This is a genomic window from Pseudomonas kurunegalensis, assembly GCF_030291635.1.
Taxonomy (GTDB): domain Bacteria; phylum Pseudomonadota; class Gammaproteobacteria; order Pseudomonadales; family Pseudomonadaceae; genus Aquipseudomonas; species Aquipseudomonas monteilii.
In genome coordinates this window covers 4,121,937-4,147,145 of the sequence record NZ_CP127871.1, presented here as the reverse complement: position 1 = coordinate 4,147,145, position 25,209 = coordinate 4,121,937, and the positions used below count along the sequence as shown (strand labels likewise).

Here is a 25,209-nt window from a genome sequence, read left to right as displayed (position 1 = left end):
AGGCCGCCGGCTCCTTCGGGAGCGGGCGGCAGGTCGCTGGATCAGACTTCGTCGGGGCTGCGCAGGTTGGTTACTGCAATGCGCTGCTCACGACGCAGGTCTTTCTGGGCTGGCATCTCGGCACGGTAAATACCTTGATCACCAACAACCCAGGAAAGCGGGCGTCGTTCTTGGCCGATCGACTCCTGCAACAGCATCAAGCCTTGCAGGAAAGCCTCAGGGCGTGGCGGGCAGCCAGGCACATAGACGTCCACGGGGAGGAACTTGTCGACCCCCTGAACGACCGAGTAAATGTCGTACATGCCACCGGAGTTGGCGCACGACCCCATGGAGATGACCCACTTGGGCTCGAGCATCTGCTCGTACAGGCGCTGGATGATCGGCGCCATTTTGACGAAGCAGGTACCGGCGATGACCATGAAGTCGGCCTGACGCGGCGATGCCCGGATGACTTCGGCGCCGAAGCGGGCGATGTCGTGGGGTGCCGTGAAGGCCGTGGTCATTTCCACGTAGCAGCAGGACAGGCCGAAGTTGTACGGCCAGAGGGAGTTCTTGCGACCCCAGTTGACCGCGCCACGCAGCACATCTTCGAGTTTCCCCATGTAGATGTTCTTGTGGACCTGGTCCTCTAGCAGCTGGTCGGTGACGGTTTCCCGTTCACCTACCGGGTACTGCTCGTTAGGCGCATCCGGATCGATTCTGGTGAGATTGTATTGCATTGCCAAAGCCTCATTGTTTCAGCTTCGCTTGCCGCTTGCGGCGACCTTCGGGAGCCCAATCAAGAGCACCGACGCGCCATAGGTAGACAAGACCTGCCAACAGAATTGCTATGAAAACGAGAGCTTCGACGAACCCGGTCCAGCCGCTTTCGCGGACGGACACAGACCATGCAAAGAGAAAGAGGGCTTCGATATCGAAGATCACGAACAGCATCGCGACCAGATAGAATTTGGCGGACAGGCGCAGGCGTGCGCTGCCGACGGGCAGCATGCCGGATTCGAAGGGTTCGTTCTTGGCGCGACCCCAGGCCTTGCTACCGAGCAGGCTGGACAGGCCGAGCATGAAGGCACACAGGCCGACGACACCCAGGAGGAAGATGGCAAAGCCCCAGTTGTGGGCGATGAGTCCTGCCGAATCGGACATGCTAGAGCTCCTTATACAGAGACCCAGCTCTGCAGTCTGAAATAAGTAAAGCGGCGACGTGGTGTCGCAGGTGCAGTGACCAAATGTCGCAGCTGAATCAATCGCGCTGATTTTATGGGTAAACCCGGTGCAAGTAAAATTTCTGTCGCAAATTTATTCGTAGGATTAAGAACAAAACACGCGTGTAACTGGCTGAAAGCCTTGAGATTCGGGCATTGCGTGCTGTTTTGTTAATTATGTTTCTTGCGAGTGGTAACGAATTACAAGTTTCGGAATGATAATTAATATCATTTGACCTGATGCCTTCTAATTTGGCTGTTCTGCGCCTTGTAAAGTTCATCTGGCGATTCCCCTACTTGCAAATGCGAAAGGCTCTTGTTCTAGCAGCTTCCGGCGCTTCGCGCACCGCTCTGGGTCAATACTTTATCGATTGAGCCATGACCGACTGATGAAGCGATCGCACACTGGCCGAGCCAGTAGGTAAGGATGATCAGGTAGGGCGCGGCAGCGAACGGGCTGACGAAGCGGTCGATGCCGATCAGGCTGTCGGAAAGCACGAACAGGCCGGCGCCGAGTGCGGCCAGCCCGCCGCAGGCCAGGGCGCGCCAGAGCATGGCGCTGATGGCCAGGGCATAAAGCGCGACGGGGGCCAGCAATGGGCCGAGACCGTGGCTCGCGAGTACGCTGAATAGGGTGATGCCGGTTATTGCGCTGAACGCCAGCGCGGGCAGGGCGAGGCGCAAGGTTTGGCCGCAATAGGCGCGCAGGTAGGCCAGGTGAGCGCAGAGGAAGGCGGCCAGACCGAAGACGAAGAGGTCGGCGGGGATGGCCAGCAGGATGTCGCCGAGTACCGAGAACCCCAGGCCGATAGAGATCCACTTGCGATAGGGTGAGGCGGGGGCGCTGCGCAACCAGGCAATCAGGGCCAGCACCGGGATGGGCTTGGCCAGCAGGGCAAGCACGGTGTTGTCGCTGGCCAGTGCATATATATAGAGAGCAGCGGCGGCCAGGGCGAGAATGATCAGGTGGCTTGGACGAGGCATGGGCGGTCCTTGCTGCTGTGCTGCCTCAAGCATAGACCTGATCCAGGGTTTTGCTGCGGCCTGTGCCGGCCCTTTCGCGGGTGAACCCGCTCCCACAGAGTCACCACAGGCTGCAAGGGAGATGCAGTGCCTGTGGGGGTTGCCCGCGAAACGGCCAGAACAGGCAAAAAAAGGCCCGGAGCTTTCGCAAGCCCCGGGCCTTCGTTCAACAGCAGTCCACTATCAGTGGAACTGCTCTTCCTCGGTCGAACCGGTCAGTGCAGTCACCGACGATGCGCCACCCTGAATCACGGTAGTCATGTCGTCGAAGTAGCCAGTGCCCACTTCCTGCTGGTGCGCCACGAAGGTGTAGCCTTTGCTGGCGTCCGCGAATTCCTGCTCTTGCAGCTTCACGTAGGCGGTCATGTCGTTGCGGGCGTAGTCGTGCGCCAGGTTGAACATGCCGTGCCACATGTTGTGAATGCCGGCCAGGGTGATGAACTGGTGCTTGTAGCCCATGGCCGACAGCTCGCGCTGGAACTTGGCAATGGTGGCGTCGTCCAGGTTCTTCTTCCAGTTGAAGGACGGCGAGCAGTTGTACGACAGGATCTGGTCCGGGTACTCCTTCTTGATCGCTTCGGCGAAGCGGCGGGCTTCGTCCAGGTCCGGTTTGGCGGTTTCGCACCAGATCAGGTCGGCGTACGGCGCATAGGCCAGGCCGCGGGCGATGGCCTGGTCGAGGCCGGCGCGTACCTTGTAGAAGCCTTCACGGGTACGCTCGCCGATCACGAACGGCTGGTCGTACGGGTCGCAGTCGCTGGTCAGCAGGTCGGCGGCGTTGGCGTCGGTGCGGGCCAGGATGATGGTCGGCACGCCCGATACGTCGGCTGCCAGGCGCGCGGCCACCAACTTCTGTACGGCTTCCTGGGTCGGTACCAGTACCTTGCCACCCATGTGGCCACATTTCTTGACCGAGGCCAGCTGGTCTTCGAAGTGCACGCCGGCGGCGCCTGCTTCGATCATGTTCTTCATCAGTTCGTAGGCGTTCAGTACGCCACCGAAACCGGCTTCGGCGTCAGCCACGATGGGCGCGAAGTAGTCGATGTAGCCATCGTCGCCCGGGTTCTTGCCGGCTTTCCACTGGATCTGGTCGGCGCGGCGGAAGGCGTTGTTGATGCGCTTGACCACGGTCGGTACCGAGTCGACCGGGTACAGCGACTGGTCAGGGTACATGGACTCGGCCGAGTTGTTGTCGGCGGCTACTTGCCAGCCGGACAGGTAGATGGCCTGGATGCCGGCTTTTACCTGTTGCACTGCCTGGCCGCCGGTGAGGGCGCCCATGCAGTTCACGAAATCTTTTTCTGGGCGGAAGGACGGGTGGGCACCTTCGGTGACCAGCTTCCACAGTTTTTCTGCGCCTTGGCGAGCAAAGGTGTGCTCCGGCTGGATGGAGCCACGCAGGCGAACGACATCGGCGGCGGAGTAGGTACGGGTCACGCCTTTCCAGCGCGGGTTCTCGGCCCAGTCTTTCTCGAGGGCTGCAATTTGCTGTTCGCGTGTCAGTGCCATGGAAATAAACCTCGTCGCATCGATCTTGGGTTAATTGTGCTGATGCCCGGGTGCAGATCAGGGTGCCTGGCGGCTGTCCTGTTCTAGAGAGTGCGGCGGCGAACGCGAAGGCTCGAAGGGGGAAGGGTGGGCAGGCCAGGCGAAGGTGTGCTCCGGCAGGTCGGCTCGTGGTTGCCTTGCTGCGGTGCTACGCGATTGCCAGTACTGCGGTGATGCGCTTCCGTCCCTCGGGACAACTTCTTCGTTGCAGTCGCAATCCCGTCGAACCGCCTTGTGGGCCGTATAGACACGAGGCGCCTCCAGGGGTGGGAGGAGCACGCCTCGAAGGCCCTTGCCAGGGCCCCTGATTAGCGGGAGCGAGGCCATCATGCCCTTGGGAAAAAGGGCATGTCAAATGTTTTGTAGTGGAATTTTTCACTTACTACATCTTTGGTCTAATGCGACTTGGCAGTCAGTTTCAAGGCCTTTGGTCGAGGCCTTGAATTGCCTGGGATCAGTCGAGAAGGTCGACTTTGACACGCAAAGTCATGTTTTCACCGCGCTGGGTGCTGTAACTGCGGCTTGACGTGCTGCGGTCGGCTTGGCTCTGCTGGTTGTAGCCTGCCAGGGTGATCCATTCGCCGAGCTTTCCGGTGACGGTCGTGTCGGTACTTTGCACTTTCACTACATCTGCACGTTCATGGCTGATGCGGTCATTATTGGTGCTTATTTGCAGACGAACCGTATCACCGCTCAGGCTTGGCGTAACGTAGAAACCCTGGGTCACGTTGCGGTATTCGGTGTTGCTCTGCAGGCGCCCGTATCCGTCGGTGCTGGTGCTGGTGCTGGTGATCGGGATGCTCTGGCCAACCTGGATCAGCGCCGGCTGGCCTTCGCTGGCCTGGATCTGTTGCATGCCGCCGTCACGGTTGCTGGTGCCGTAGTGGATAACACGGGCATTGCCACGGTTGTCCTGGAAGTTGCTGTCGTTGTTGTCGACGCTGATCAGCAGGCGTTTGGGTGCGGTGTCCAGTTGTTGCAGCAGGGCGCGCAGGTCGTCGATGCGCTCGGGGCTGGCGTTGACGATCAGCTTGTTCTCGAAGGCGCTGACTGTGCCGTCCTTGCCGATGAATGCCTGCGCCGCAGGCAGCAGTTCGGCGCTGGCGCGGTGCTGCAGCGGCACCACCTCGGTGGCGGCCTGGGCGACGAGGCTGGTAACCAGCAGCAGGGTGGTGAGAAGGGGGCGTAGCGGCATGTCCATGATCTCCGCGGGGGGAATCGCCAGAATGGCCAAGGCATCCTGCTTGTGCCGGGTGCACATTAAAACCTGCCATTTATACTGGCTTTATCCAGGCAACTATAAATTATAGTCAGCCAGATAATTGCAGATAATTCCACGATGCAGGCTTGGTTGGTCAGCCCGCGCACATCACGCTGTGGCTGCTGTCGGACAAATTACGTAACATTCCCGCTTCAATTTTTTGCCCGTTCTAAAGGCCGTAGGCTGCCTCGGGCGCTCCTGTGGCTCTGTGGGAGTGCTCCAGACAAGTGCTCGCCATACACAGGAATCACATGAAACCCGCCCGACTACGCGCCGACCTGCTCGCCGGCCTGACCACCTCGTTCGCCCTGGTGCCCGAATGCATCGCCTTTGCCCTGGTGGCCCACCTCAACCCTTTGATGGGCCTGTATGGCGCTTTCATCATTTGCACCCTGACGGCGCTGTTCGGCGGTCGGCCCGGGATGATCTCCGGCGCCGCTGGCTCAATGGCCGTGGTGATTGTCGCGCTGGTGGTGCAGCACGGCGTGCAGTACCTGCTGGCGACGGTGTTGCTGGGCGGCGTGGTGATGATCCTGTTCGGCGTGCTGCGCTTGGGCAAACTGGTACGCCTGGTGCCGTACCCGGTGATGCTTGGCTTCGTGAACGGCTTGGCGATCGTCATCGCCATGGCCCAGCTGGAGCATTTCAAGGACGGTGAGCACTGGCTCAGTGGCGCGCCGCTGTACCTGATGATCGGCCTGGTAGCGCTGACCATGGCGGTGGTTTATGTGCTGCCGAAACTCACCCGCGCAGTACCGCCGGCGCTGGTGGCGATCCTGGGTGTTGGCCTGCTGGTGTACCTGCTCGGGCTGCCCACCCGCACCCTGGGTGACATGGCGCACATCGCCGGTGGCCTGCCGGGGCTGGCGCTGCCGGATGTGCCCTGGAACCTGGAAACCCTGAAGATCATCGCCCCCTACGCAGTGCTGATGGCCATGGTCGGGCTGCTGGAAACCCTGCTAACCCTCAACCTGACCGATGAAATCACCGAGAGCCGAGGTTTCCCGGACCGCGAGTGCGTGGCGCTGGGTGCGGCGAACATGGTCTCGGGCCTGTGCGGCGGCATGGGTGGCTGCGCGATGATCGGGCAGACAGTGATCAACCTCAGTTCCAATGGCCGTGGCCGGCTGTCCGGGGTGGTGGCCGGGGTGATGATCTTGCTGTTCGTGTTGTTCCTGTCGCCGCTGATCGAGCGCATTCCGCTGGCGGCACTGGTGGGGGTGATGTTCGTGGTGGCCCAGCAGACTTTTGCCTGGGCGTCGCTGCGGGTGCTTAACAAAGTGCCGGTGAACGATGTGCTGGCGATCATTGCGGTGACCGTGGTCACGGTCTTCACCGATCTGGCCATGGCGGTAATGTTCGGCATCATCATCGCAGCGGTGAACTTTGCCTGGCAGCACGCGCGGGAGCTGTATGCCGACAGCCATGAGGATGGTGAAGGGGGCAAGCAGTACCAGGTGCATGGCACGCTGTTCTTCGCCTCGACCACACCGTTCCTCAACCAGTTTGACCCGGCCAACGACCCAGAGAAGGTCACGCTGGACTGCCAGCATTTGAGCTTTGTCGACTACTCGGCGATCGCGGCGTTGAAAACGCTGCGTGAGCGCTACGCCAAGGCGGGCAAGCAACTGCGGGTGGTGCATTTGTCGGAGCGGTGCAAGAAGCTCTTGAAGCGGGCGGGCGAGCAGCACTGACGCTTGAGGGGTAACATCAGTCCTCCAGGGCATTTGCAAAAACCTGGAGGACTGAACCGACGTTGGAGGGCTAGGTTTTGGATTTGCCCTGGCTCTTGCTGATGATCGTCTCGACGATGTTTGCCGGTGCTTCGGCGTATTTGGTGAACTCCATCGTGTAGCTGGCGCGCCCTTGGGTCATCGAGCGCATCGAAGTGGCATAGCCGAACATTTCCCCTAGCGGCACTTCGGCGCGAATCACCTTACCTGCAGGCGTCTCGTCGCCGTCCTGGATCATCCCGCGCCGTCGGCTCAGATCGCCCATGATGTCGCCCTGGTACTCCTCGGGCGTGACCACCTCGACCTTCATGACCGGCTCCAGCAGCACCGCGCCGCCTTTCTGCGACAGCTGCTTGGTGGCCATCGAGGCGGCGATCTTGTAGGCCATTTCGTTGGAGTCGACGTCGTGGTAGGAGCCGTCGAACACCGCGGCCTTGAGGTTGATCAGCGGGTAGCCGGCGAGCACGCCGTTCTTCATCTGTTCCTCGATGCCTTTCTGGATCGCCGGGATGTACTCGCGGGGCACTACGCCGCCGACAATCTCGTTGACGAACTCCAGGCCTTCCTTGCCCTCATCACCAGGCGCAAAGCGGATCCAGCAATGGCCATATTGGCCTCGGCCACCGGACTGACGGACGAAGCGCCCCTCGATTTCGCAGGTATTACGGATTTTTTCGCGGTAGGCCACCTGCGGTTTGCCGATGTTGGCTTCGACGTTGAACTCGCGGCGCATACGGTCGACGATGATATCCAGGTGCAATTCGCCCATGCCGGAGATGATGGTCTGGCCGGTTTCCTCATCGGTGCGCACGCGAAACGACGGGTCTTCCTGGGCCAGCTTGCCGAGGGCGATGCCCATTTTTTCCTGGTCGGCCTTGGTCTTCGGCTCCACTGCCACGGAGATTACCGGGTCGGGGAAGTCCATACGCTCGAGAATGATGGGTTTGTCGATGTCGCACAGGGTGTCGCCGGTGGTCACGTCCTTCATGCCGATCAGTGCGGCGATGTCGCCGGCGCACACATCTTTGATTTCGGCGCGCTGGTTGGCGTGCATCTGCACCATGCGGCCGATGCGTTCCTTCTTGCCCTTGACCGAGTTGAGCACAGCATTGCCGGAACTGAGCACACCGGAGTACACCCGGGCGAAGGTGAGGGTGCCAACGAAGGGGTCGGTGGCAATCTTGAAGGCCAATGCCGAGAATGGCTCCTTGTCGTCGGCGTGGCGCTCCAGGTGTTTTTCTTCGTTATCCGGGTCGGTACCTCTGATCGCCGGGATTTCGGACGGGGCGGGCAGGTAGTCGATGACGGCATCGAGCATCAGCGGCACACCTTTGTTCTTGAACGATGAGCCAAGGATGGTCGGCACGATCTCGTTGGCGATAGTACGCTGGCGCAGGGCGGCCTTGACCTCGTCGATGCTCAGCTCCTCGCCGTCGAGAAACTTCATGGTCAGCTCATCATTGGCTTCGGCCGCGGCTTCGAGCATGTGCGCGCGCCATTCGTCGGCCAGTGCCTGGAGCTCGGCGGGGATGTCTTCTTCGCGGTAACTGGTGCCCTGATCGTCGTCGTTCCAGTAGATGGCCTTCATCTTCACCAGGTCAATCTGGCCGATGAAGTTCTCTTCGCTGCCAATGGCCAGTTGAATCGGCACCGGGTGATGCCCCAGGCGCTTGTCGATCTGTTTGACCACGCGCAGGAAGTCGGCGCCCTGGCGGTCCATCTTGTTGATGTAGGCCAGGCGTGGCACATGGTACTTGTTGGCCTGGCGCCAGACCGTCTCGGACTGTGGCTCCACCCCGTCAGCGCCGCTGAACACCACCACCGCGCCATCGAGCACGCGCAACGAGCGCTCCACCTCGATGGTGAAGTCGACGTGGCCGGGGGTGTCGATGATGTTGAAGCGGTACTTGTGCGCGAACTGCTTGGTCGAGCCTTGCCAGAACGCGGTGGTCGCCGCCGAGGTGATGGTGATGCCGCGCTCCTGCTCCTGGGCCATCCAGTCCATGGTCGCGGCGCCATCGTGCACCTCGCCCATCTTGTGGTTGACCCCGGTGTAGAACAGGATCCGCTCGGTAGTCGTGGTCTTGCCGGCGTCAACGTGTGCGACGATGCCGATATTGCGGTACAGCTCGATGGGCGTTGTGCGGGCCATGGCGGACTACCTGCAGATGGGCGGATTCCACCACGTTAGCAGACCGGTGGAATCCTGCCCTGCCGCCGGGCCGTCAGTCGGCCTGGGCTTGCAGCATCCACTGGCCATCCACTTCACGGGCCAGGCCGCTGGCTGGCAGCAGGGCCAGCAGGCGCGGGTGCAGGGCGGCTTCGGTGAAGGTCTTGAGGGTGGTCAGGTCCAGCGCGCCGACCAGGTTGAGGTCGGCTTTGGTGTACGACAGCCAGGCCTTTTTCAGCGCTTGGGCAACATCGCTACCCGAGGTGCTGGCGAAGCGGCGGTGCCACTGACGGCCGTCGAAGGTGAAGCTGTGGGCGTGACTGTAGGTGCTCTCGTCGCCACCTTCGGCGCAACGGTGGCAGCGGCACGGGCCTTCGCCGAAGGCATTGCGCAGGTAGCTGTTGAAGTCCACGACGGGCTTGAGGGACAGGCGTTTGTCGACATCGAACAGGTCGGCGATCAGGGGTTCTTCGGCGCTCACTCGGGATCCTCGTGTGGTGTGGCGTGCATCGGCGGGCACCCTAACAGATCGGGGCATTCAGATCACCTGTAGAGACAACCGGGACCGCCTGCCGTACTCTACGCGCCCATATGCCTACACATCCACTGAGGTAACCCCGCTTGAGCACCAAGTACCCGTACATCGCCACCGTGACCATCAGCGCTGAAGACCGCGGCGGAGACACCGAGGCCTCGGAAAACCCCAACATGCGCGTTGGTCTGGAAGCGGTGACCGAAACCCTGAAGAAGGTGCATTTCGTCGGTACGCTCGCAGCCCCCGAGAAATCGGCCACGCACATTTGCGTGACCCTGGAGAACGGCCTGACCTACTACGGCCCGATCGTCAACGGCCATGCCGAACTCGAAGGCGGCTGGATTGCCTTCGAGTCCGACATGCTCACCCCGCAAGAACTGGGGCTGTAAGCCTCAGTTCAGCTCGGCCAGGCACTGCTCGAGGATATCCAGGCCTTCTTCGAGCACCTTGGCCTCGATGGTCAGTGGTGCCAACAGGCGGATGATGTGCCGTGCCTTGCCGCTGGGCATCAGCAACAAGCCTTTGGCCCGCGCGGCGTCCATCACCTTGGCCAGTTGTGCCGGCGCCGGGCTGCCATCGGCATTGACGAACTCGATGCCACGCATGGCGCCCACGCCGGTCAGGCGGCCGATGAACGGGCTCAGGCCCGAGGCCTGCCAGCGCTGGTGGCGGCTGACGATGGCCTGCTCCTGGCGCTCACCCCAGGTGGCGATGTTCTCGTCGGTCATCTGCGCCAGGCTGGCCAACGCCGCCGCACAGGCAATCGGGTTGCCCGAATAGGTGCCGCCCAGGCCGCCCTTGGGCAGGGCTGCCATCAATTCCTTGCGCCCGACCACCGCACCCAGTGGCATGCCGCCGGCAATGCTCTTGGCCAGCAGCAACAGGTCGGGCTCGATGCCAAGGCGTGGGAAGGCGAAGCGTTGGCCGGTGCGGCCGAAGCCCGACTGGATTTCGTCGATGATGATCAGGATGCCGCGCTCGTCGCAGAAGCGGCGCAGGGCCTGGGCGAAGGCGGGGTCAAGGGCGAGGAAGCCGCCTTCTCCCTGCACCGGCTCGAAAATGAACGCTGCCACGTCTTCCACAGCCAGCTCGACGCTGAACAGGCGGTCCATGGCCTTGAGCGCCTGCTCGCAGGTCACGCCGGTGTCGGCGCTGGGGTAGGGCAGGTGGTACACCGGCCCAGGCAGTTCACCGACCCGCTGTTTGTACGGGGCGACCTTGCCGTTGAGGTTCAGGGTGGCCAGGGTGCGGCCATGGAAGCCGCCGTCGAAGGCGATGATAGCCCGCTTGCCGGTGGCGCCGCGGGCAACTTTCAGGGCGTTTTCTGCTGCTTCCGCACCGCTGTTGGTGAGCATGCCGGCCAATGGGTAGCTGACGGGCACGAACTCGCTCAGTTGTTCCATCAGTGCCAGGTACGGGCCGTGCGGGGCGGCGTTGAAGGCGTAGTGGGTCAGGCGGGTGGCCTGGGTCTGGATCGCCTCGACCACGGCGGGGTTGCAGTGGCCCAGGTTGAGCACACCGATACCGCCGACGAAGTCGATGTAACGTTTGCCGTCGGTGTCCCAGACTTCGGCATTACGGCCATGGGAAAGTGTGATCGGGTGAACGATGGCAATGGATTGGCTGATACTTTCCTGGTTCATGGGCACGCGGGACCTTGTTCGAGTTTCTTATTATCCAAGCGTGTTGGCGGGTTATTCCGCAAACGAATTATTCGATTGCGGTCATTCCGTGGATTCGTGATCTTGCCGGCGCGGTCAATATCAATCGCCCTCAGCCACCCGCTCCCGAATCCACTGCACAAAAGCCCGGATCTTGGGCACTTCGGCCGCATGCTCGGCATGGGCGATGAAGTGCCGGCCATTGCTCGCCACCGGGTGGTCCCAGGCCACCACCAGCTTGCCCTCGCTCAGTTCCTCTGCCACCAGATAGCGCGGAATCAGGGCGATACCGCAGCCTGAAATCGCTGCGCGAATGCACAGGTAGAACGTGTCGAAACGCGGCCCGTGGTAGCTGTTCTGGCTATGCAGCCCCAGCCCCAGAAACCATTCGTGCCAGGCCTCCGGTCGCGACACGCATTGCAGCAGCCGGTGCTCGGTCAACGCCTGGGCACTGTCGAAGCGGTGATTGGCCAGCAGCTGCGGGCTGCATACCGGTACCACTTCTTCGCTGAACAGCTCGATGCAGGTTGCCCCGGGCCAGGTGCCCTGGCCGAAGAAAAAGGCAATGTCGGCCTTGGCCTGCACCAGGTCGAACGGCTCCAGTTCGTTGCGCACGTCCAGGTGGATGCGTGGGTAGCGGTCGCCAAAACCCTTGAGTCTGGGCACCAGCCAGCGGGCGCCGAAGGTGGGTTGGGTGGCGATGCGCAGCACTTCGGTCTCGTCCCCGTAGCTGAGGATGTAGCGGCTGGAAATGTCGATCTGGGTGAGGATCTTGTTCACTTCGGTGAGGTACAGCGCGCCGGCCGGGGTCAGGTGCAGGCGGCGGCGAATGCGCTGGAACAGCGAGTGCGAGAGCATGTCCTCAAGCTGCGCCACCTGCTTGCTGACGGCGCTCTGGGTCAGGTGCAGTTCCTGCGCCGCGCGTGTGAAGCTGAGGTGGCGGGCGGCCGCTTCGAAGCACTGAAGGGCGGTGGTCGAAGGCATCAGGCGTTTGGACATGACGGGCAAATACCGAGCAAAAAAGGAAGAAGTTCATTCCAAAGCGGAATCATGTGGTTCGAAAAGGTCGTTTGTTGACCCCGGCCTATAGATTAATACTGACCTGGATCAACGATTACAACCGGTCATGCGAAGAGGAGGTCAGTACCCGCTTCCGGCATCTGCAAAACAACAACAACGACTATCAGAAATTTAAAAGAATTCTGCTCCGACCTTCAGCCGCCTCGCTGCGGCCGACCCATTCGAGGGTTCTTCATGGCTTCGCAAGACAACAAGAAACAGCGTTCCCTGCAGCACGGCCTGACCTCCCGTCAGGTTTCCATGATTTCCATTGCGGGCATCATCGGCGCCGGCCTGTTCATCGGCTCCTCCAATGCCATCGCCACCGCCGGCCCGGCCATCCTCATCTCCTACGCCATGACCGGCCTGCTGGTCTTGCTGGTGATGCGCATGCTGGGCGAAATGGCCATCGCCAACCCCAACAGCGGCTCGTTTTCCACCTATGCCTCCGAAGCCATTGGCCCATGGGCGGGCTTTACCATCGGTTGGCTGTACTGGTGGTTCTGGGTGCTGATCATTCCGGTCGAGGCCATTGCCGGTGCGGACATCCTGCACGCCTACTTCCCTGGGGTGCCATCGTGGCTGTTCGCCTTCCTGATCATGCTGGTGCTGTCGGGCACCAACCTGATCAGCGTGAAGAACTTCGGTGCCTTCGAGTACTGGTTCGCCCTGGTCAAGGTGGTGGCGATCATTGCCTTCATCGTGGTCTGCACCTTGGCCGTGTTCGGTTTCTGGCCGCTGGCCGAAGTGTCCGGGGTTAGCCGACTGTGGGACAACGGCGGCTTCATGCCCAACGGCTTCGGGACCGTGCTGGGTGGTGTACTGATCACCATCTTCTCGTTCTTCGGTGCCGAAATCGTCACCATTGCCGCTGACGAAACCGCCAACCCGAAAGACAAGATCCGCCGCGCCACCAACCTGGTGGTGTACCGCATCGCCATCTTCTATCTGGCGTCGATCTTCCTGGTGGTGTCGCTGGTGGCCTGGAACGACCCTGAACTGAAGGCGGTCGGTTCGTTCCAGCGCGTACTGGAGGTGCTGAACGTGCCGGGTGCCAAGCTGCTGGTTGACCTGGTGGTGCTGGTAGCGGTGACCAGTTGCATGAACTCGGGGCTGTATACCGCGTCGCGCATGCTCTATTCGCTGGGTGCCCGTGGTCAGGCACTGAGCGTTACCAAGCGCATCTCCGGCTCCGGCGTACCGACCGTGGCGGTGATCTTCTCCACCTTGGCAGGCTTTGCTGGTTGCTTCGTCAACTATGTGTTCCCGGGCAAGGTGTTCGGCTTCCTGCTGTCCACCACCGGTGCCATCGCCTTGCTGGTGTATCTGGTAATTGCCGTGTCGCAGCTGCGCATGCGTGCCCGCGCCGACCGCGAAGGGCGCCCGCTGGAGCTGAAGATGTGGCTGTTCCCATGGCTGACCTGGCTGGTGATCGGCACCATCGTCATGGTGCTGGGCTACATGCTGTTCAGCGATGCCTACCGCTACGAAACCCTGATGACTGCTGGCGTAACCCTGTTCATCCTGCTGGTTTCGCTGACCCAGCGGCGTGCCAAGGTGGTTGCCCAGACGGCCTGATGTTTCTGCTTTAATGGGGGCGTTGCGCGCCCCCATTTCAATAAGCACAGGAAGCGTATGAACGACCAAGCCCTTTCCCTCCAGGCCCTCGCGGCACCCGATGGCACATGTTATGGCTGCGGGTGCTCCCACCCCAGCGGGCTGCACCTGCAAAGCCACTGGGACGCCGACGGCGTTCACCTGATATGCCGCCATGCGCCCGACAGCACCTTCATCGGCTGGCCCGGCCTGGTTTACGGCGGCCTGCTGGCGATGCTGGTCGACTGTCATTCCAACTGGACGGCCATGGCTTACCACTACCGTAATGAAGGCCGCGAGCCGGGCAGCCTGCCGCGTATCGACTGCGTCACGGGTACGCTCAACCTGAGCTACCTGAAACCCACGCCCATGGGCGTCGAGCTGTTGCTCAAGGCGCGTGTGGAAGGGGACGTGGGGCGCAAGAGCCGGGTGATCTGCGAGGTCTGGGCCGACGATGTGCTGACCGTGACCGCCGACTCGGTGTTCGTGCGTGTCGACACCGAAAAGCTCAAGCTCAAGGCCCACGGTCAGGCCTGAGTTGCCAGCGCTGATGCGTGGTCGGTGATGGTCAGCGGCCGGGGATGTCTCTAGAGTGACAGGTTCATTCCCCAGGCAAGGTTGATCATGACCGATCTCAGTGCTTTTCCGATTACCCGCAAGTGGCCCGCCAAGTACCCAGAACGCCTGCAGCTGTATTCGCTGCCGACACCCAACGGTGTCAAGGTGTCGATCATGCTCGAAGAAATCGGCCTGGCCTACGAGGCGCACAAGGTCAGTTTTGACAACGATGACCAGTTGAGCCCCGAGTTCATCTCGCTCAGCGCGAATAACAAGATCCCGGCCATCCTCGACCCCAACGGGCCGGGTGGTCAGCCGCTGCCGCTGTTCGAGTCGGGGGCGATCCTGCAGTACCTGGCGGAGAAAAGCGGCCAACTGCTTAGCCAGGACCCTGCCCAGCGTTACCAGACCCTGCAGTGGCTGATGTTCCAGATGGGCGGCATCGGGCCGATGTTTGGCCAGGTTGGCTTCTTCCATTTCTTTGCTGGCAAGGAATATGAAGACAAGCGTCCGCGTGATCGCTATGTCAACGAGTCCAAACGGCTGCTGGGTGTGCTGGATCGGCACCTGAAAGGGCGGGAGTGGATGGTGGACGCGTACAGCATCGCCGACATCGCCATCTTCCCGTGGGTACGCAACCTTGTGGAGCGTTACAACGCGCGGGAGTTGGTAGGCTTTGATCAGTTCAAGGAAGTGCAACGGGTACTGGCGGCGTTCCTTGAACGGCCAGCCGTGCAGCGCGGCCTGAAGATTCCTGCCTGACAGACCTAGAAGACCTGGTTCAACAACCAGTACAGCGACCCTGCCAGCACCATGGCTGCCGGCAGGGTCAGCACCCAGGCCATCAGCAGGTTGATCAGTGTGCGTTTCTGAATGCCTGAGCCGTTGGCGACCATGGTGCCGGCCACACCAGAGCTCAGCACATGGGTGGTCGAAACCGGCAGCCCGAACATGTCCGCCGCGCCGATGGTGCACATCGCAACCACTTCAGCCGAGGCGCCCTGGGCATAGCTCAGGTGGGTCTTGCCGATCTTCTCGCCCACCGTCACCACGATACGCCGCCAGCCAACCATGGTGCCCAGCCCCAGCGCGATGGCCACGACCACCTTCACCCACAGTGGAATGTAGCGGGTGGCATCGTCCAGCTGGGCCTTGAACAGTTTTACATGGCTGCGGGTGTCGGCATCGAATGCCACCAGGTGTTTTTTCTCGATCAGGCGAATGGCTTCGCTGGTCAGGTACATGTCGTTGCGCACATTGGCCATGGCTTCGGCCGGCACGCGCTTGAGCGAGCCATAGCCTTTGACCTGGTCGCCGATCATCCCGGTCAGCGCCGCGAGTGCCGGTATCAGTTCCGGGCTGGCCTTGGGCTCGGCAATGAACAAGGTCAGTACCTGGCGCGGGTCGACCGGGGCCGCTTGCGGATCGCTGCGCACCAGCGCCTGGCGGGTCACCTCGGCGATGGCAGAAAACTGCAGGGCCTGTTCGTTGGGCATGGTCTTGTTCAGGGCATAGGCCATGGGCAGGGTGCCGACCAGGATCAGCATGATTAGGCCCATGCCTTTCTGGCCGTCGTTGGAGCCGTGGGCAAAGGATACGCCGGTGCAGGTGAGGATCAGGACGCTGCGGATCCACCACGGCGGTGGGGTGCGGCCTTCCGGCGCCTGATACAGCTCCTTGCGCTTGACCAGTGCGCGCAACGCCATCAGCAACAAGGCCGCGCAGGCAAAGCCGATCAGGGGGGAGAACAGCAGGGCATAGCCGACTTTGCTTGCCTGGGACCAGTCCACGCCACTGGTTCCGTCACGCCCGTGCATCAGCGCGTTGGCCACACCCACGCCGATGATCGAGCCAATCAAGGTGTGTGAGGACGAGGCCGGCAGGCCCAGCCACCAGGTGCCGAGGTTCCAGATGATGGCTGCCAGCAGCAGGGCGAAGACCATGGCAAAGCCGGCCGAGGAGCCGACCTGCAGAATCAGCTCCACCGGCAGCAGGGCAATGATGCCGAACGCCACCGCACCGCTGGAAAGCAATACGCCAAGGAAGTTGCAAAGCCCGGACCAGACGACCGCCACCGGTGCCGGCAGCGAGTGGGTGTAGATGACCGTGGCGACTGCATTGGCGGTGTCATGAAAACCATTGACGAATTCGAAGCCCAGGGCAATCAGCAGCGCCAGGCCCAGTAGAAGGAACGGTGTGACCGTGGTGATCAGCGTGCCGCTGGCCGTCACATCCTGTTTCAGGCTCCAGACGGTATAGGCAATACCAGCCAGTAGCAGGCCGAAGAACAACACGAGGGTGGCGCGCCCTGGCGTGTGGGCAAGCTGCGGGCGGGAATCGCGCTGGGCCAGTTGCGGCTGGCTGGCCAGTGACGGGGTTGCCATGGGTGCTCCGGTTGGCGTTGGGCGTGGGTGCCGAAGGCCTTGAGCATAGAAACAATTCGTAACCCGGCCGTGACCTCGATCAATGAATTATCTAGGCTCAAGACAGACGGTAATGGCAGGGGCGCGCGATGATTCGCTACAAAAAACGCGAGGCGTACCTGCAGGGGCGGTGTTTGTGCGACCGTGTGTCATCCCCGATGAGCGATATGCGATGCCTTTACAGTTAACCCCCGCCAGCGACCGCCACTGCACCTTCGCCCGCGACCTCACGCGCCGCGCCATGTTGCCGTACTACTGCGAGTACGACCTGTTATGGATCGAAGAAGCCTTCGACGAGGCCTGGGGCTGGCGCGAGCAGTGGCTGGTGACCGAAGGCGACACCCTGCTGGGTTTCTGCAGCCTCAGCCAGGACCGCCAGGCGTTGTTCATCCGCGAGTTGCACCTGTTGCCCGAGCACCGTGGGCGCGGGGTCGGCAGCTGGGTATTGGAGCAGTTGGCGCTCTGGGCCAGGCAGCGGCGCCTGCCGCTGCTGCGGCTGATGGTGTTTCGCAGCAACCCGGCCCGTCAGCTGTATCAGCGCCACGGTTTCGTTGAAATGGGAGAAGACGATTGCTTTGTGCGTATGCAGCGCGCCATCAACTAATAGCCCAATGATGGCTTGTCGCGGTCCAAGAGCATGTGCATAGTGGATCCACGTGCCTAGGGCTGCCTGCAGAGGGTTGGCCGGGCACCAGGGATATCAAGGAAGAGGAGAAACCCCAATGAATGGAATCGGTCCGCGGTTGCGGGAAGAACGCGAACGACTGGGCATGACCCAGCGAGTTTTTGGCGATATCGGCGGTGTCGAGCCCAATGCTCAGGGCAAGTATGAAAGCGGTGAGCGTACCCCTCGGATCGATTACCTGGCCGCGTTGTCGGTCAGGGGGGTGGATGCGCTGTATGTGCTTAGCGGTACACGCACCCCTGCACCGCTCGAAGGTTTGAGTACGGATGAGTCCGGTTTGCTGGGGGCATTCCGCCAACTGCCGTTCGAGGATCAGGCGGCGATTTGGCACCTGTTGGGGCGTTTGTCCAGCAACGGTAAACCCCGGCAAACAGCGAGGCCTCTGCCCGTTGAGCGTCAGGCGTTTCTGACGGAATCAATGCGTTAGGCCCACCGTGAAAAATTTTGTTAAGGTGGCGGGATCCAATCGCCCTGCTGACGAGGTGTGTGCTTGATTAGGGTCTTAGTGGTCGATGATCACGATCTGGTACGAACCGGTATTACGCGCATGCTCGCCGACATCGACGGCCTGCAGGTAGTGGGTGAGGGGGACTCGGGCGAGTCGGCGCTCAAACTGGCCCGTGAGCTCAAGCCGGATGTGGTGCTGATGGACGTGAAAATGCCCGGCATCGGTGGCCTGGAGGCCACCCGCAAATTGCTGCGCAGCCATCCGGACATCAAGGTAGTCGCCGTGACGGTGTGCGAGGAAGACCCGTTCCCCACGCGCCTGCTGCAGGCCGGCGCTGCCGGCTATCTGACCAAGGGGGCAGGCCTTGATGAAATGGTCCAGGCGATTCGGCTGGCCTTTGCCGGCCAACGCTATATCAGCCCGCAAATCGCCCAGCAGCTGGCGCTGAAACCGTTTCAGCCGCAGGGTTCGCCGTTTGACGCATTGTCCGAACGGGAAATCCAGATTGCCCTGATGATCGTCGGCTGCCAGAAAGTGCAGATCATCTCGGACAAGTTGTGCCTCTCGCCCAAGACCGTCAATACTTACCGTTATCGGATCTTTGAAAAACTCTCGGTCACCAGCGACGTCGAACTGACCTTGCTGGCCGTTCGCCACGGTATGGTCGACGCAAGCCTGTAAAACCTCATGTCTCAAGTGTTTGATGCCAGCGCATTCCTGGCGACCTGCAGTGGTCGCCCGGGCGTTTACCGGATGTTCGATGCCGAAGCCCGGCTGCTTTACGTGGGCAAGGCCAAGAACCTCAAGAAGCGCCTGGCCAGCTATTTCCGCAAGACTGGCCTGGCGCCCAAGACCGCCGCGCTGGTAGCGCGCATTGCGCAGGTCGAAACCACCATCACCGCCAACGAAACCGAGGCGTTGCTGCTGGAGCAGAACCTGATCAAGGAGTGGCGCCCGCCCTACAACATCCTTCTGCGCGACGACAAGTCCTACCCCTATGTGTTTCTGTCCGATGGCGAGTTCCCACGGTTGGGCATTCACCGTGGGGCGAAAAAGGCCAAGGGCCGCTACTTCGGCCCCTACCCCAGCGCGGGGGCCATCCGCGAAAGCCTCAGCCTGCTGCAAAAGGCCTTTTCCGTGCGCCAGTGCGAGGACAGCTATTACGCAAACCGCACCCGGCCTTGCCTGCAGTACCAGATCAAACGCTGCAAAGGGCCCTGCACCGGGTTGGTGACTGCCGAGGAATATGCGGAGGATGTGCGCCACTCGGTCATGTTCCTGGAAGGGCGTAGCCAGCAGTTGGGCAACGAACTGAATGCCGAGATGGAAACGGCCGCCATGGCCCTCAATTTCGAGAAAGCTGCCGAATTGCGTGACCAGATTGCCCTGTTGCGGCGCGTGCAGGACCAGCAGTACATAGAAGGTGGCAGTGGCGATGTCGACGTCATCGCCGCGTTCGTCAACCCGGGCGGCGCCTGCGTGCACCTGATCAGCGTGCGCGGTGGGCGAGTACTGGGCAGCAAGAACTTTTTCCCGCAGGTGGGTATCGAGGAAGAGGTGGCCGAGGTCATGGCCGCATTCCTTTCCCAGTACTACCTGGGCAACGCCGAGCGCGAATTGCCTGGCGAGTTGATCGTCAACGTGGTTCACGAAGACTTCGAAGCCATCACCGAGGCGCTGCACACGCTGCGTGGCCGCGAGCTGACCATCAGCCACCGGGTACGCGGCACACGCGCCCGCTGGCAGCAGCTGGCCGTGACCAACGCCGAGCAGGCGCTCAACGCCCGCCTGGCCAACCGCCAGCACATGGCTGCCCGCTTCGAGGCCCTGGCCGAAGTGCTGGGCCTGGATGAAGTGCCGCAGCGCCTGGAGTGCTACGACATCAGCCATTCCAGCGGCGAAGCCACCGTGGCCAGCTGCGTGGTGTTCGGCCCCGAAGGCCCGCTGAAGTCCGATTACCGTCGGTTCAACATCGAAGGCATCACCGGCGGTGATGACTATGCCGCCATGCATCAGGCCCTGACTCGCCGCTACGGGCGTATCAAGGACGGCGAGGGCAAGCTGCCCGATGTGTTGCTGGTGGACGGCGGCAAGGGCCAGCTGAACATGGCCCGCGATGTTATGCAGGAACTGGGCTTCAACGACCTGACCCTGCTTGGCGTGGCCAAAGGCGTCACCCGCAAGGCAGGCTTCGAGACCCTTTATCTGAACGACGTGCACCACGAATTTACCCTCAAGGGCGATTCTGCTGCTCTGCACCTGATCCAGCAGATCCGCGATGAAGCCCACCGTTTTGCCATCACCGGTCACCGCGCCCGTCGTGGCAAGGCCCGTCGCGTCTCCAGCCTTGAAGATGTGGCCGGGGTAGGGCCGAAGCGCCGCCGCGACCTGCTGAAACATTTCGGCGGCCTGCAAGAGCTCAACCGCGCCAGTATCGATGAAATCGCCAAAGCCCCCGGCATCAGTAAAAAGCTTGCCGAATCAATTTATGCCAGCCTGCATAGCGAGTAGAATGCCGGGCTCAACTTGCAGCCAGTCGTACCGATGAATATTCCAAACCTGCTCACCGTTCTACGCGTCCTGCTCATCCCGATTTTCATCCTGCTGTTCTATATGCCCTACCATTGGAGCTATATGGCCGCCAGCAGCGTGTTTGCCGTCGCTGCCGCCACCGACTGGCTGGACGGTTATCTGGCGCGCCGGCTGCAGCAGAGCACCCCGTTCGGTGCCTTCCTGGACCCGGTGGCCGACAAACTGATGGTGGCCGTGGCCCTGGTGCTGCTGGTGCAGACCCACGCCAACTTCTGGCTGACCCTGCCGGCTGCGGTCATCATCGGCCGCGAAATCGTGGTGTCGGCACTGCGCGAGTGGATGGCCGAGCTGGGCGCGCGGGCGCATGTGGCGGTGTCCAACCTAGGCAAGTGGAAGACTGCCGCGCAGATGCTGGCGCTGGTGATTCTGTTGGCCAACCCACCGGCGGTGACTTTCTGGGTCATCCTGGGGTATGGGCTGCTGCTGGTGGCGGCGGGGCTGACGCTGTGGTCGATGGTGCACTACCTGCTGGCCGCCTGGCCGCACCTGCGCGAAGGTTCGGAGCAGAAATAAAAGTTTTTTTGAATCAAGGGGTTGACGCTGTTTTAGAAATCGCTAGAATGGCACCCATCACGACGCGGGAATAGCTCAGTTGGTAGAGCACGACCTTGCCAAGGTCGGGGTCGCGAGTTCGAGTCTCGTTTCCCGCTCCAAATAAAGATCTACAGATTTTTATTCGAAGTCTGTAAGTCGTGAAGAAAGGGCCTTCGGGCCCTTTTTTCGTTTCTCACTGTGCTCGCTTTACCATAGCCTGCTCAGCAAACAAACGACGAACCGGATGCCTGAGGTTGAAGCTGCGCAGGCATCGTATGTTCGTATCGTGCGGCATTCAATTTCTTTGCATGTGGTTTTGGACGGTATCCAGATACCACTCCACGAACTTGATCACCTTTTTTTCGTCATTCTGCGAGTATGGCCCTGGCACATAGCCGGCACCTTGCACGCCGAGGAAGTTGTTTTCCGCCAGCCATTTGTCTTGGTCGTTGGTGGCGTTCCATAGCGCGGTGAGGTGGGTGAGGTCGTAGTCGCGGCCTTCCACGGCGTCCTTGTGCACCAGCCACTTTCCCCGAACATGAGTGGTGCTGGCGTCGATCGGCCAGGCTTCAAAGGTGAAGGCGTGATCCCGCAGAGCGTGGCTGAAGGCGCTCGGTTCGGTGGCCCAGCGCAGGGTACCGATATTGCCTTCGCCATCCGGAATCAGCAGCTTCGTGCAGGCCAGGCGACCATCGAGGGTGAGGGACTGCACACTGTCCTTGATCGGAAAGCGCAGGATGTCGAACCATTTGCCTTCGGCCGGACCATTGATCAGCCCGTTGGCCCTGCAGGTTGCCTCGAAATCCAGCATCCATTGTGGCTGGCCGTCGAAGTAGTCCTCCTCGGTCGGGTCACGGAACGATGACAGCAGTTCCGGATGCCGCGCGCTGCAGTGGTAGCACTCGCGGCCGTTTTCCATCACCAGTTTCCAGTTGGCGTATTCGGGCAGCACCGCGCTGTGGGCGATCTTGGCGTTTTCCAGGTCATGGGGCGCCAGCATCGGCTCCAGCGCTCGGCGAAACTCGCCAAAATCCGGCACGTCGTCCGACAGGGCGATGAAGATCACTCCGGCCACCACCTCGCAGTGCACCGGGATTAGTCCATGCTGCTGTGGCGCGAATCCGGCGGGCATGTTGCGAGCGAAGATCAGTTTGCCGCTCAGGTCATAGGTCCACTGGTGGTATGGGCACACAAGGCGCCGTGCCGAGCCCTTGTCGCTGGTGCAGATCAACGCGCCACGGTGGCGGCAGGTGTTGAAGTAGGCGCGCACCGAGCTTTCCGCCTCGCGGATGATCACCACCGAGGTCTTGCCTGTCTGCACGGTGATGTAGTCGCCTATCCGCGGTACTTCGGCCAGATGCCCGGCCTGTAGCCAGGCGCGGGCGAAGACCGCTTTCATCTCGAAGTCGAACACCGCCTGTGACGTGTACAACGCCTGCGGCAGTGTGTGGCCGCGTTGGCACTGGCCGTACAGATCGGCCAGGGCGTTGAGGGGAAGGTCGGTCGGGGTGATGCCGTGGCTGCAGGCTGCCATGTGAAGCTCCTCATCGAGTGTCGCCGGCCGAGGCGTTGTTGTTATGTGGCCAGGGTTTTTATAGGGCAGGGGCAGGGTGATGCCAAACGAAACTCCGGCATGACCGTCATTCCTTTTTTCATGGGTTCGCCGGTCATTCCCCGGAGGCATGGGGGCATGCCGAATGATCCTTTGCCGAGGCCGGCGGAGCGCCTCGATACTCGCTCGCAGCCTGTGCGGCAGAACAACAATAACCAGTGGGATCGATATGACTACTTTCGTGCAATCCACTCCTTTGCGGTCATGGAGCAACGGCCGGCACCCGGTGCGCTGTGTCGGTATCGTCGAGGAAACCCATGATGTGCGGACCTTCTCTTTCAAGGCCGAGGCGCCGACGCTGTTCGACTTCAAGCCCGGCCAGTTCGTCACCCTGGAGCTGGCGATCGGGGGCGAGCAGGTCATGCGTTCCTATACGCTGTCCAGTTCGCCCGCCCAGCCCTATAGTTTTTCTCTGACCATCAAGCGCGTGCCGGGCGGCCTTGTGTCGAACTGGCTGCACGATCATCTTGCGGTGGGCGACCCGCTGGTGGTGCACGGTCCCATGGGCCAGTTCAACGCCTTTGACTTTCCGGCGGACAAGGTGCTGCTGCTCTCCGGTGGTGTCGGCATCACGCCGGTGATGTCCATGGCGCGCTGGTTTTTCGAGACCTTCGCGCCGGTGGACAGGGTCTTCGTTCACAGCGCCCGTACGCCGCAAGACATCGTCTACCACGACGAACTGCGCCGCATGGCTGCCCGCAGCGAGGCGTTCAGGCTGCACCTGGTGTGCGAACGGGACGGCAAGGGCGAGCCGTGGTCGGGCTATCGCGGCTATTTCTGCCGGGCGATGCTCGAACTGATGGCACCGGATTTTCTCCAGCGCGAGGTGTTCTGCTGCGGCCCGGCACCCTACATGACGGCGGTACGGCAGATGCTGGAAGACGCCGGGTTCGACATGTCTCGATATCACGAGGAAGCGTTTGTCGCGCCGCAGGCACCTGCGGCCGAGCAGGCTGGCGAAGGTTATCGGGTGAGCTTCGCCCGCAGTGGCCACTGCGTGCGCGTGGCGCCGGGAGAAACCCTGCATGCTGCGGCGGGTCGAGTCGGGTTGCATATCCCCAAGGCCTGCGGGATGGGCGTGTGCGGCACTTGCCGAGTCAGGAAACTGTCCGGCGAGGTTACCCTGGCGCACATCGGTGGCGTCAGTGACGAGGAACTGGCCGAGGGCTATGTGCTGACGTGTTGCGGGACTCCCCAGGGAGATGTGACCCTCGACTGTTGAGCGCCGTACCGGTTTGTCGCTACCCTCGGACGTTTCCGATATAGCGCCTGACCGGGGATTTCACCATGAGTACCAGGAAGTTGCCGCCACTGAGTGCCGTCGTGGCCTTCGACGCAGTCGTGCGGCTCGGCACCTTCACGCGTGCAGCCAGCGAACTGCATCTCACCCAGAGCGCCATCAGCAAGCAAATCAAACGCCTGGAGCAGAGCCTGGGCACGCCGCTGTTTGAGCGCCGTGGCAACGAGGTGATCCTCACTGCCAGCGGCGCCGTGCTGTACCGGGCCGTGACCCAGAGCCTGCAATGCATCAAGGAAGCGGTGCAGCAGATCGACAGTGCGCTGACACCGAGCCTGTCCATCGGTGCCAGTGCCGGGATTGCCAGTTACCTGGTGATTCCGCTGGTTTCCCGGTTCCGAAAGTTGCACCCCCAGATCGATGTTCGGGTAGTAGGCGCCGAGGACCGGTTGAAACTGGGCTTCAGTGAATCCGATTTCGTAATTCTTTATGGCGATGGGCAGTGGAAGGACCTTCGGGTGCTGCGCCTTGCCGAGGAAGAGATTTTCGCGGTGTGCACGCCGTGTTATCGGGATGCTCAGCAGGTCCGAGGGCTGGCGGACCTGGGGCGCTGCGACCTGATCGAAATGGAGTCCAGCGATCCGGCGACCCTTTCCACCCGGCAGTGGATGCGCCGCGTGGGGTTCCAAGGGGAGCATCGCGGCTCGATCATTCGGGTATCCAGCTACGAGCTGGCGATCAAGGCCGCGCTGGCCGGTGACGGGGTGGCGCTGGTATGGGCCGAGGCGGCGCCCGATGAGCTTTGCAGCGGGCGGTTGTGCCGGGTGGTGGATGACGCGCTGAAAACGGGGTTTGGGGAGTACATCGCTTATCCTGCTTCGCGGGAGCTGACCCCGGTGGCTCGCACGTTGTGGGACTGGGTGGGTGATTCTATTCGGCGTGACTGAGGCTCTCACCAGGGGGTGTCTTTACCTGTGAGGTGTATAGGTAACCATGCCTATTGCTTGCAGCTACAAAAGGTCCCTGTAAACCGTCATGCCATGAACAACCTGTTTTCAGGCTACGCCCCCCGTCACGGCGCTGCGCGCGATTTTGCATGCATGCCGCGCATGCAGCGCAGAACCATTATGCGCTTTTGCGCCCCCTGTTCCCCGCGTATGTTGGACCTGTCTGCGAAGCCCGCAGTATTCCTTCCAAACAAGAACAATGCTCGAGGGAACTCCATGATTTCGCCTTTCCTTTCCGGCCAGACCGCCACTGATCGTCACCGGCGATCAGGCTGATTCCGTCGCGTGCACTGCTCCCCCTATTAGCCCCGCACATAACCAATAA

At 61.6% G+C, this 25,209-nt stretch carries 23 protein-coding genes and 1 tRNA gene; 13 read left to right on the top strand and 11 right to left on the bottom strand.

Annotated elements, in window-relative coordinates; genetic code table 11:
* Positions 1-41 precede the first annotated feature (41 nt).
* From QQ992_RS18970 to QQ992_RS18950, 5 genes are all read right to left on the bottom strand, one after another.
* Positions 42-719, bottom strand: coding sequence for a NuoB/complex I 20 kDa subunit family protein (locus tag QQ992_RS18970; protein ID WP_008096180.1), 678 nt, complete (start codon positions 717-719; stop codon positions 42-44).
* Between the two features lie 10 nt (positions 720-729).
* Positions 730-1,143 (bottom strand): NADH-quinone oxidoreductase subunit A, encoded by a 414-nt coding sequence (locus QQ992_RS18965; RefSeq protein WP_003251427.1) that lies wholly within the window; start codon positions 1,141-1,143, stop codon positions 730-732.
* Positions 1,144-1,523: 380 nt separating this feature from the next.
* On the bottom strand, positions 1,524-2,186 hold the full coding sequence (locus QQ992_RS18960; RefSeq protein WP_286110701.1) for a lysoplasmalogenase: 663 nt from the start codon (positions 2,184-2,186) through the stop codon (positions 1,524-1,526).
* Between the two features lie 222 nt (positions 2,187-2,408).
* Positions 2,409-3,734 (bottom strand): isocitrate lyase, encoded by a 1,326-nt coding sequence (gene aceA / locus QQ992_RS18955; protein ID WP_016711593.1) that lies wholly within the window; start codon positions 3,732-3,734, stop codon positions 2,409-2,411.
* A 493-nt stretch (positions 3,735-4,227) separates the two neighbouring features.
* On the bottom strand, positions 4,228-4,968 hold the full coding sequence (locus tag QQ992_RS18950; RefSeq protein WP_286110700.1) for a secretin N-terminal domain-containing protein: 741 nt from the start codon (positions 4,966-4,968) through the stop codon (positions 4,228-4,230).
* A 317-nt stretch (positions 4,969-5,285) separates the two neighbouring features.
* Between QQ992_RS18950 and QQ992_RS18945 the strand changes: the two genes are divergently transcribed.
* Complete coding sequence (locus QQ992_RS18945) at positions 5,286-6,728, top strand: SulP family inorganic anion transporter (protein WP_286110699.1); 1,443 nt, start codon at positions 5,286-5,288, stop codon at positions 6,726-6,728.
* Positions 6,729-6,798: 70 nt separating this feature from the next.
* Here the strand turns inward: QQ992_RS18945 and fusA are convergent, their stop codons facing one another.
* On the bottom strand, positions 6,799-8,919 hold the full coding sequence (gene fusA, locus QQ992_RS18940) for an elongation factor G (RefSeq protein WP_286110698.1): 2,121 nt from the start codon (positions 8,917-8,919) through the stop codon (positions 6,799-6,801).
* Between the two features lie 73 nt (positions 8,920-8,992).
* Complete coding sequence (locus QQ992_RS18935; protein ID WP_105946548.1) at positions 8,993-9,418, bottom strand: hypothetical protein; 426 nt, start codon at positions 9,416-9,418, stop codon at positions 8,993-8,995.
* Between the two features lie 140 nt (positions 9,419-9,558).
* Between QQ992_RS18935 and QQ992_RS18930 the strand changes: the two genes are divergently transcribed.
* Entirely contained in the window at positions 9,559-9,861 is a 303-nt protein-coding gene (locus tag QQ992_RS18930; protein WP_105946549.1) for a hypothetical protein, read from the top strand.
* Positions 9,862-9,864: 3 nt separating this feature from the next.
* On the opposite strand, the gene QQ992_RS18925 is transcribed toward QQ992_RS18930, so the two are convergent.
* Together QQ992_RS18925 and gcvA are read right to left on the bottom strand one after the other, a co-directional pair.
* Positions 9,865-11,115 (bottom strand): 2-aminoadipate transaminase, encoded by a 1,251-nt coding sequence (locus tag QQ992_RS18925; protein WP_286110697.1) that lies wholly within the window; start codon positions 11,113-11,115, stop codon positions 9,865-9,867.
* Positions 11,116-11,235: 120 nt separating this feature from the next.
* Positions 11,236-12,132 carry a transcriptional regulator GcvA gene (gene gcvA / locus QQ992_RS18920; protein ID WP_164524836.1) on the bottom strand — a complete coding sequence of 299 codons (897 nt, stop codon included), beginning with the start codon at positions 12,130-12,132 and terminating at the stop codon, positions 11,236-11,238.
* A gap of 255 nt (positions 12,133-12,387) precedes the next feature.
* Here gcvA and QQ992_RS18915 point away from each other — a divergent pair, with 255 nt between their 5' ends.
* From QQ992_RS18915 to QQ992_RS18905, 3 genes are all read left to right on the top strand, one after another.
* Positions 12,388-13,770 (top strand): amino acid permease, encoded by a 1,383-nt coding sequence (locus QQ992_RS18915; protein WP_286110696.1) that lies wholly within the window; start codon positions 12,388-12,390, stop codon positions 13,768-13,770.
* A 57-nt stretch (positions 13,771-13,827) separates the two neighbouring features.
* A complete protein-coding gene (locus QQ992_RS18910) occupies positions 13,828-14,325 on the top strand; it encodes a PaaI family thioesterase (protein ID WP_286110695.1) in 498 nt (165 codons plus the stop codon).
* Positions 14,326-14,412: 87 nt separating this feature from the next.
* Complete coding sequence (locus tag QQ992_RS18905) at positions 14,413-15,108, top strand: glutathione S-transferase N-terminal domain-containing protein (protein WP_119369363.1); 696 nt, start codon at positions 14,413-14,415, stop codon at positions 15,106-15,108.
* Positions 15,109-15,113: 5 nt separating this feature from the next.
* Here the strand turns inward: QQ992_RS18905 and QQ992_RS18900 are convergent, their stop codons facing one another.
* Positions 15,114-16,730, bottom strand: a complete 1,617-nt coding sequence (locus QQ992_RS18900; RefSeq protein WP_286110694.1) for an inorganic phosphate transporter — start codon at positions 16,728-16,730, stop codon at positions 15,114-15,116.
* Positions 16,731-16,941: 211 nt separating this feature from the next.
* Between QQ992_RS18900 and QQ992_RS18895 the strand changes: the two genes are divergently transcribed.
* The 6 genes from QQ992_RS18895 to QQ992_RS18870 all read left to right on the top strand — a co-directional run bounded on the left by QQ992_RS18895 (position 16,942) and on the right by QQ992_RS18870 (position 21,147).
* A complete protein-coding gene (locus QQ992_RS18895; protein ID WP_286110693.1) occupies positions 16,942-17,373 on the top strand; it encodes a GNAT family N-acetyltransferase in 432 nt (143 codons plus the stop codon).
* Positions 17,374-17,491: 118 nt separating this feature from the next.
* The gene (locus tag QQ992_RS18890; protein WP_105946558.1) at positions 17,492-17,881 is read left to right on the top strand and encodes a helix-turn-helix domain-containing protein; all 390 of its coding nucleotides are present in this window, start codon (positions 17,492-17,494) and stop codon (positions 17,879-17,881) included.
* 63 nt (positions 17,882-17,944) lie between these two features.
* Positions 17,945-18,583, top strand: coding sequence for a response regulator transcription factor GacA (gene gacA, locus QQ992_RS18885; protein WP_003251380.1), 639 nt, complete (start codon positions 17,945-17,947; stop codon positions 18,581-18,583).
* 6 nt (positions 18,584-18,589) lie between these two features.
* Positions 18,590-20,413 (top strand): excinuclease ABC subunit UvrC, encoded by a 1,824-nt coding sequence (gene uvrC / locus QQ992_RS18880; protein ID WP_110740688.1) that lies wholly within the window; start codon positions 18,590-18,592, stop codon positions 20,411-20,413.
* Between the two features lie 33 nt (positions 20,414-20,446).
* Complete coding sequence (pgsA, locus tag QQ992_RS18875; RefSeq protein WP_016711578.1) at positions 20,447-21,007, top strand: CDP-diacylglycerol--glycerol-3-phosphate 3-phosphatidyltransferase; 561 nt, start codon at positions 20,447-20,449, stop codon at positions 21,005-21,007.
* Positions 21,008-21,071: 64 nt separating this feature from the next.
* Positions 21,072-21,147: transfer RNA gene (locus QQ992_RS18870), tRNA-Gly, on the top strand.
* Between the two features lie 176 nt (positions 21,148-21,323).
* On the opposite strand, the gene QQ992_RS18865 is transcribed toward QQ992_RS18870, so the two are convergent.
* Positions 21,324-22,562, bottom strand: coding sequence for an aromatic ring-hydroxylating oxygenase subunit alpha (locus QQ992_RS18865; RefSeq protein ID WP_286110692.1), 1,239 nt, complete (start codon positions 22,560-22,562; stop codon positions 21,324-21,326).
* A gap of 247 nt (positions 22,563-22,809) precedes the next feature.
* Here QQ992_RS18865 and gbcB point away from each other — a divergent pair, with 247 nt between their 5' ends.
* The gene (gene gbcB, locus QQ992_RS18860; protein WP_286110691.1) at positions 22,810-23,862 is read left to right on the top strand and encodes a glycine betaine monooxygenase reductase subunit; all 1,053 of its coding nucleotides are present in this window, start codon (positions 22,810-22,812) and stop codon (positions 23,860-23,862) included.
* Between the two features lie 65 nt (positions 23,863-23,927).
* Complete coding sequence (locus tag QQ992_RS18855) at positions 23,928-24,824, top strand: LysR family transcriptional regulator (protein ID WP_286110690.1); 897 nt, start codon at positions 23,928-23,930, stop codon at positions 24,822-24,824.
* Positions 24,825-25,209: the final 385 nt, after the last annotated feature.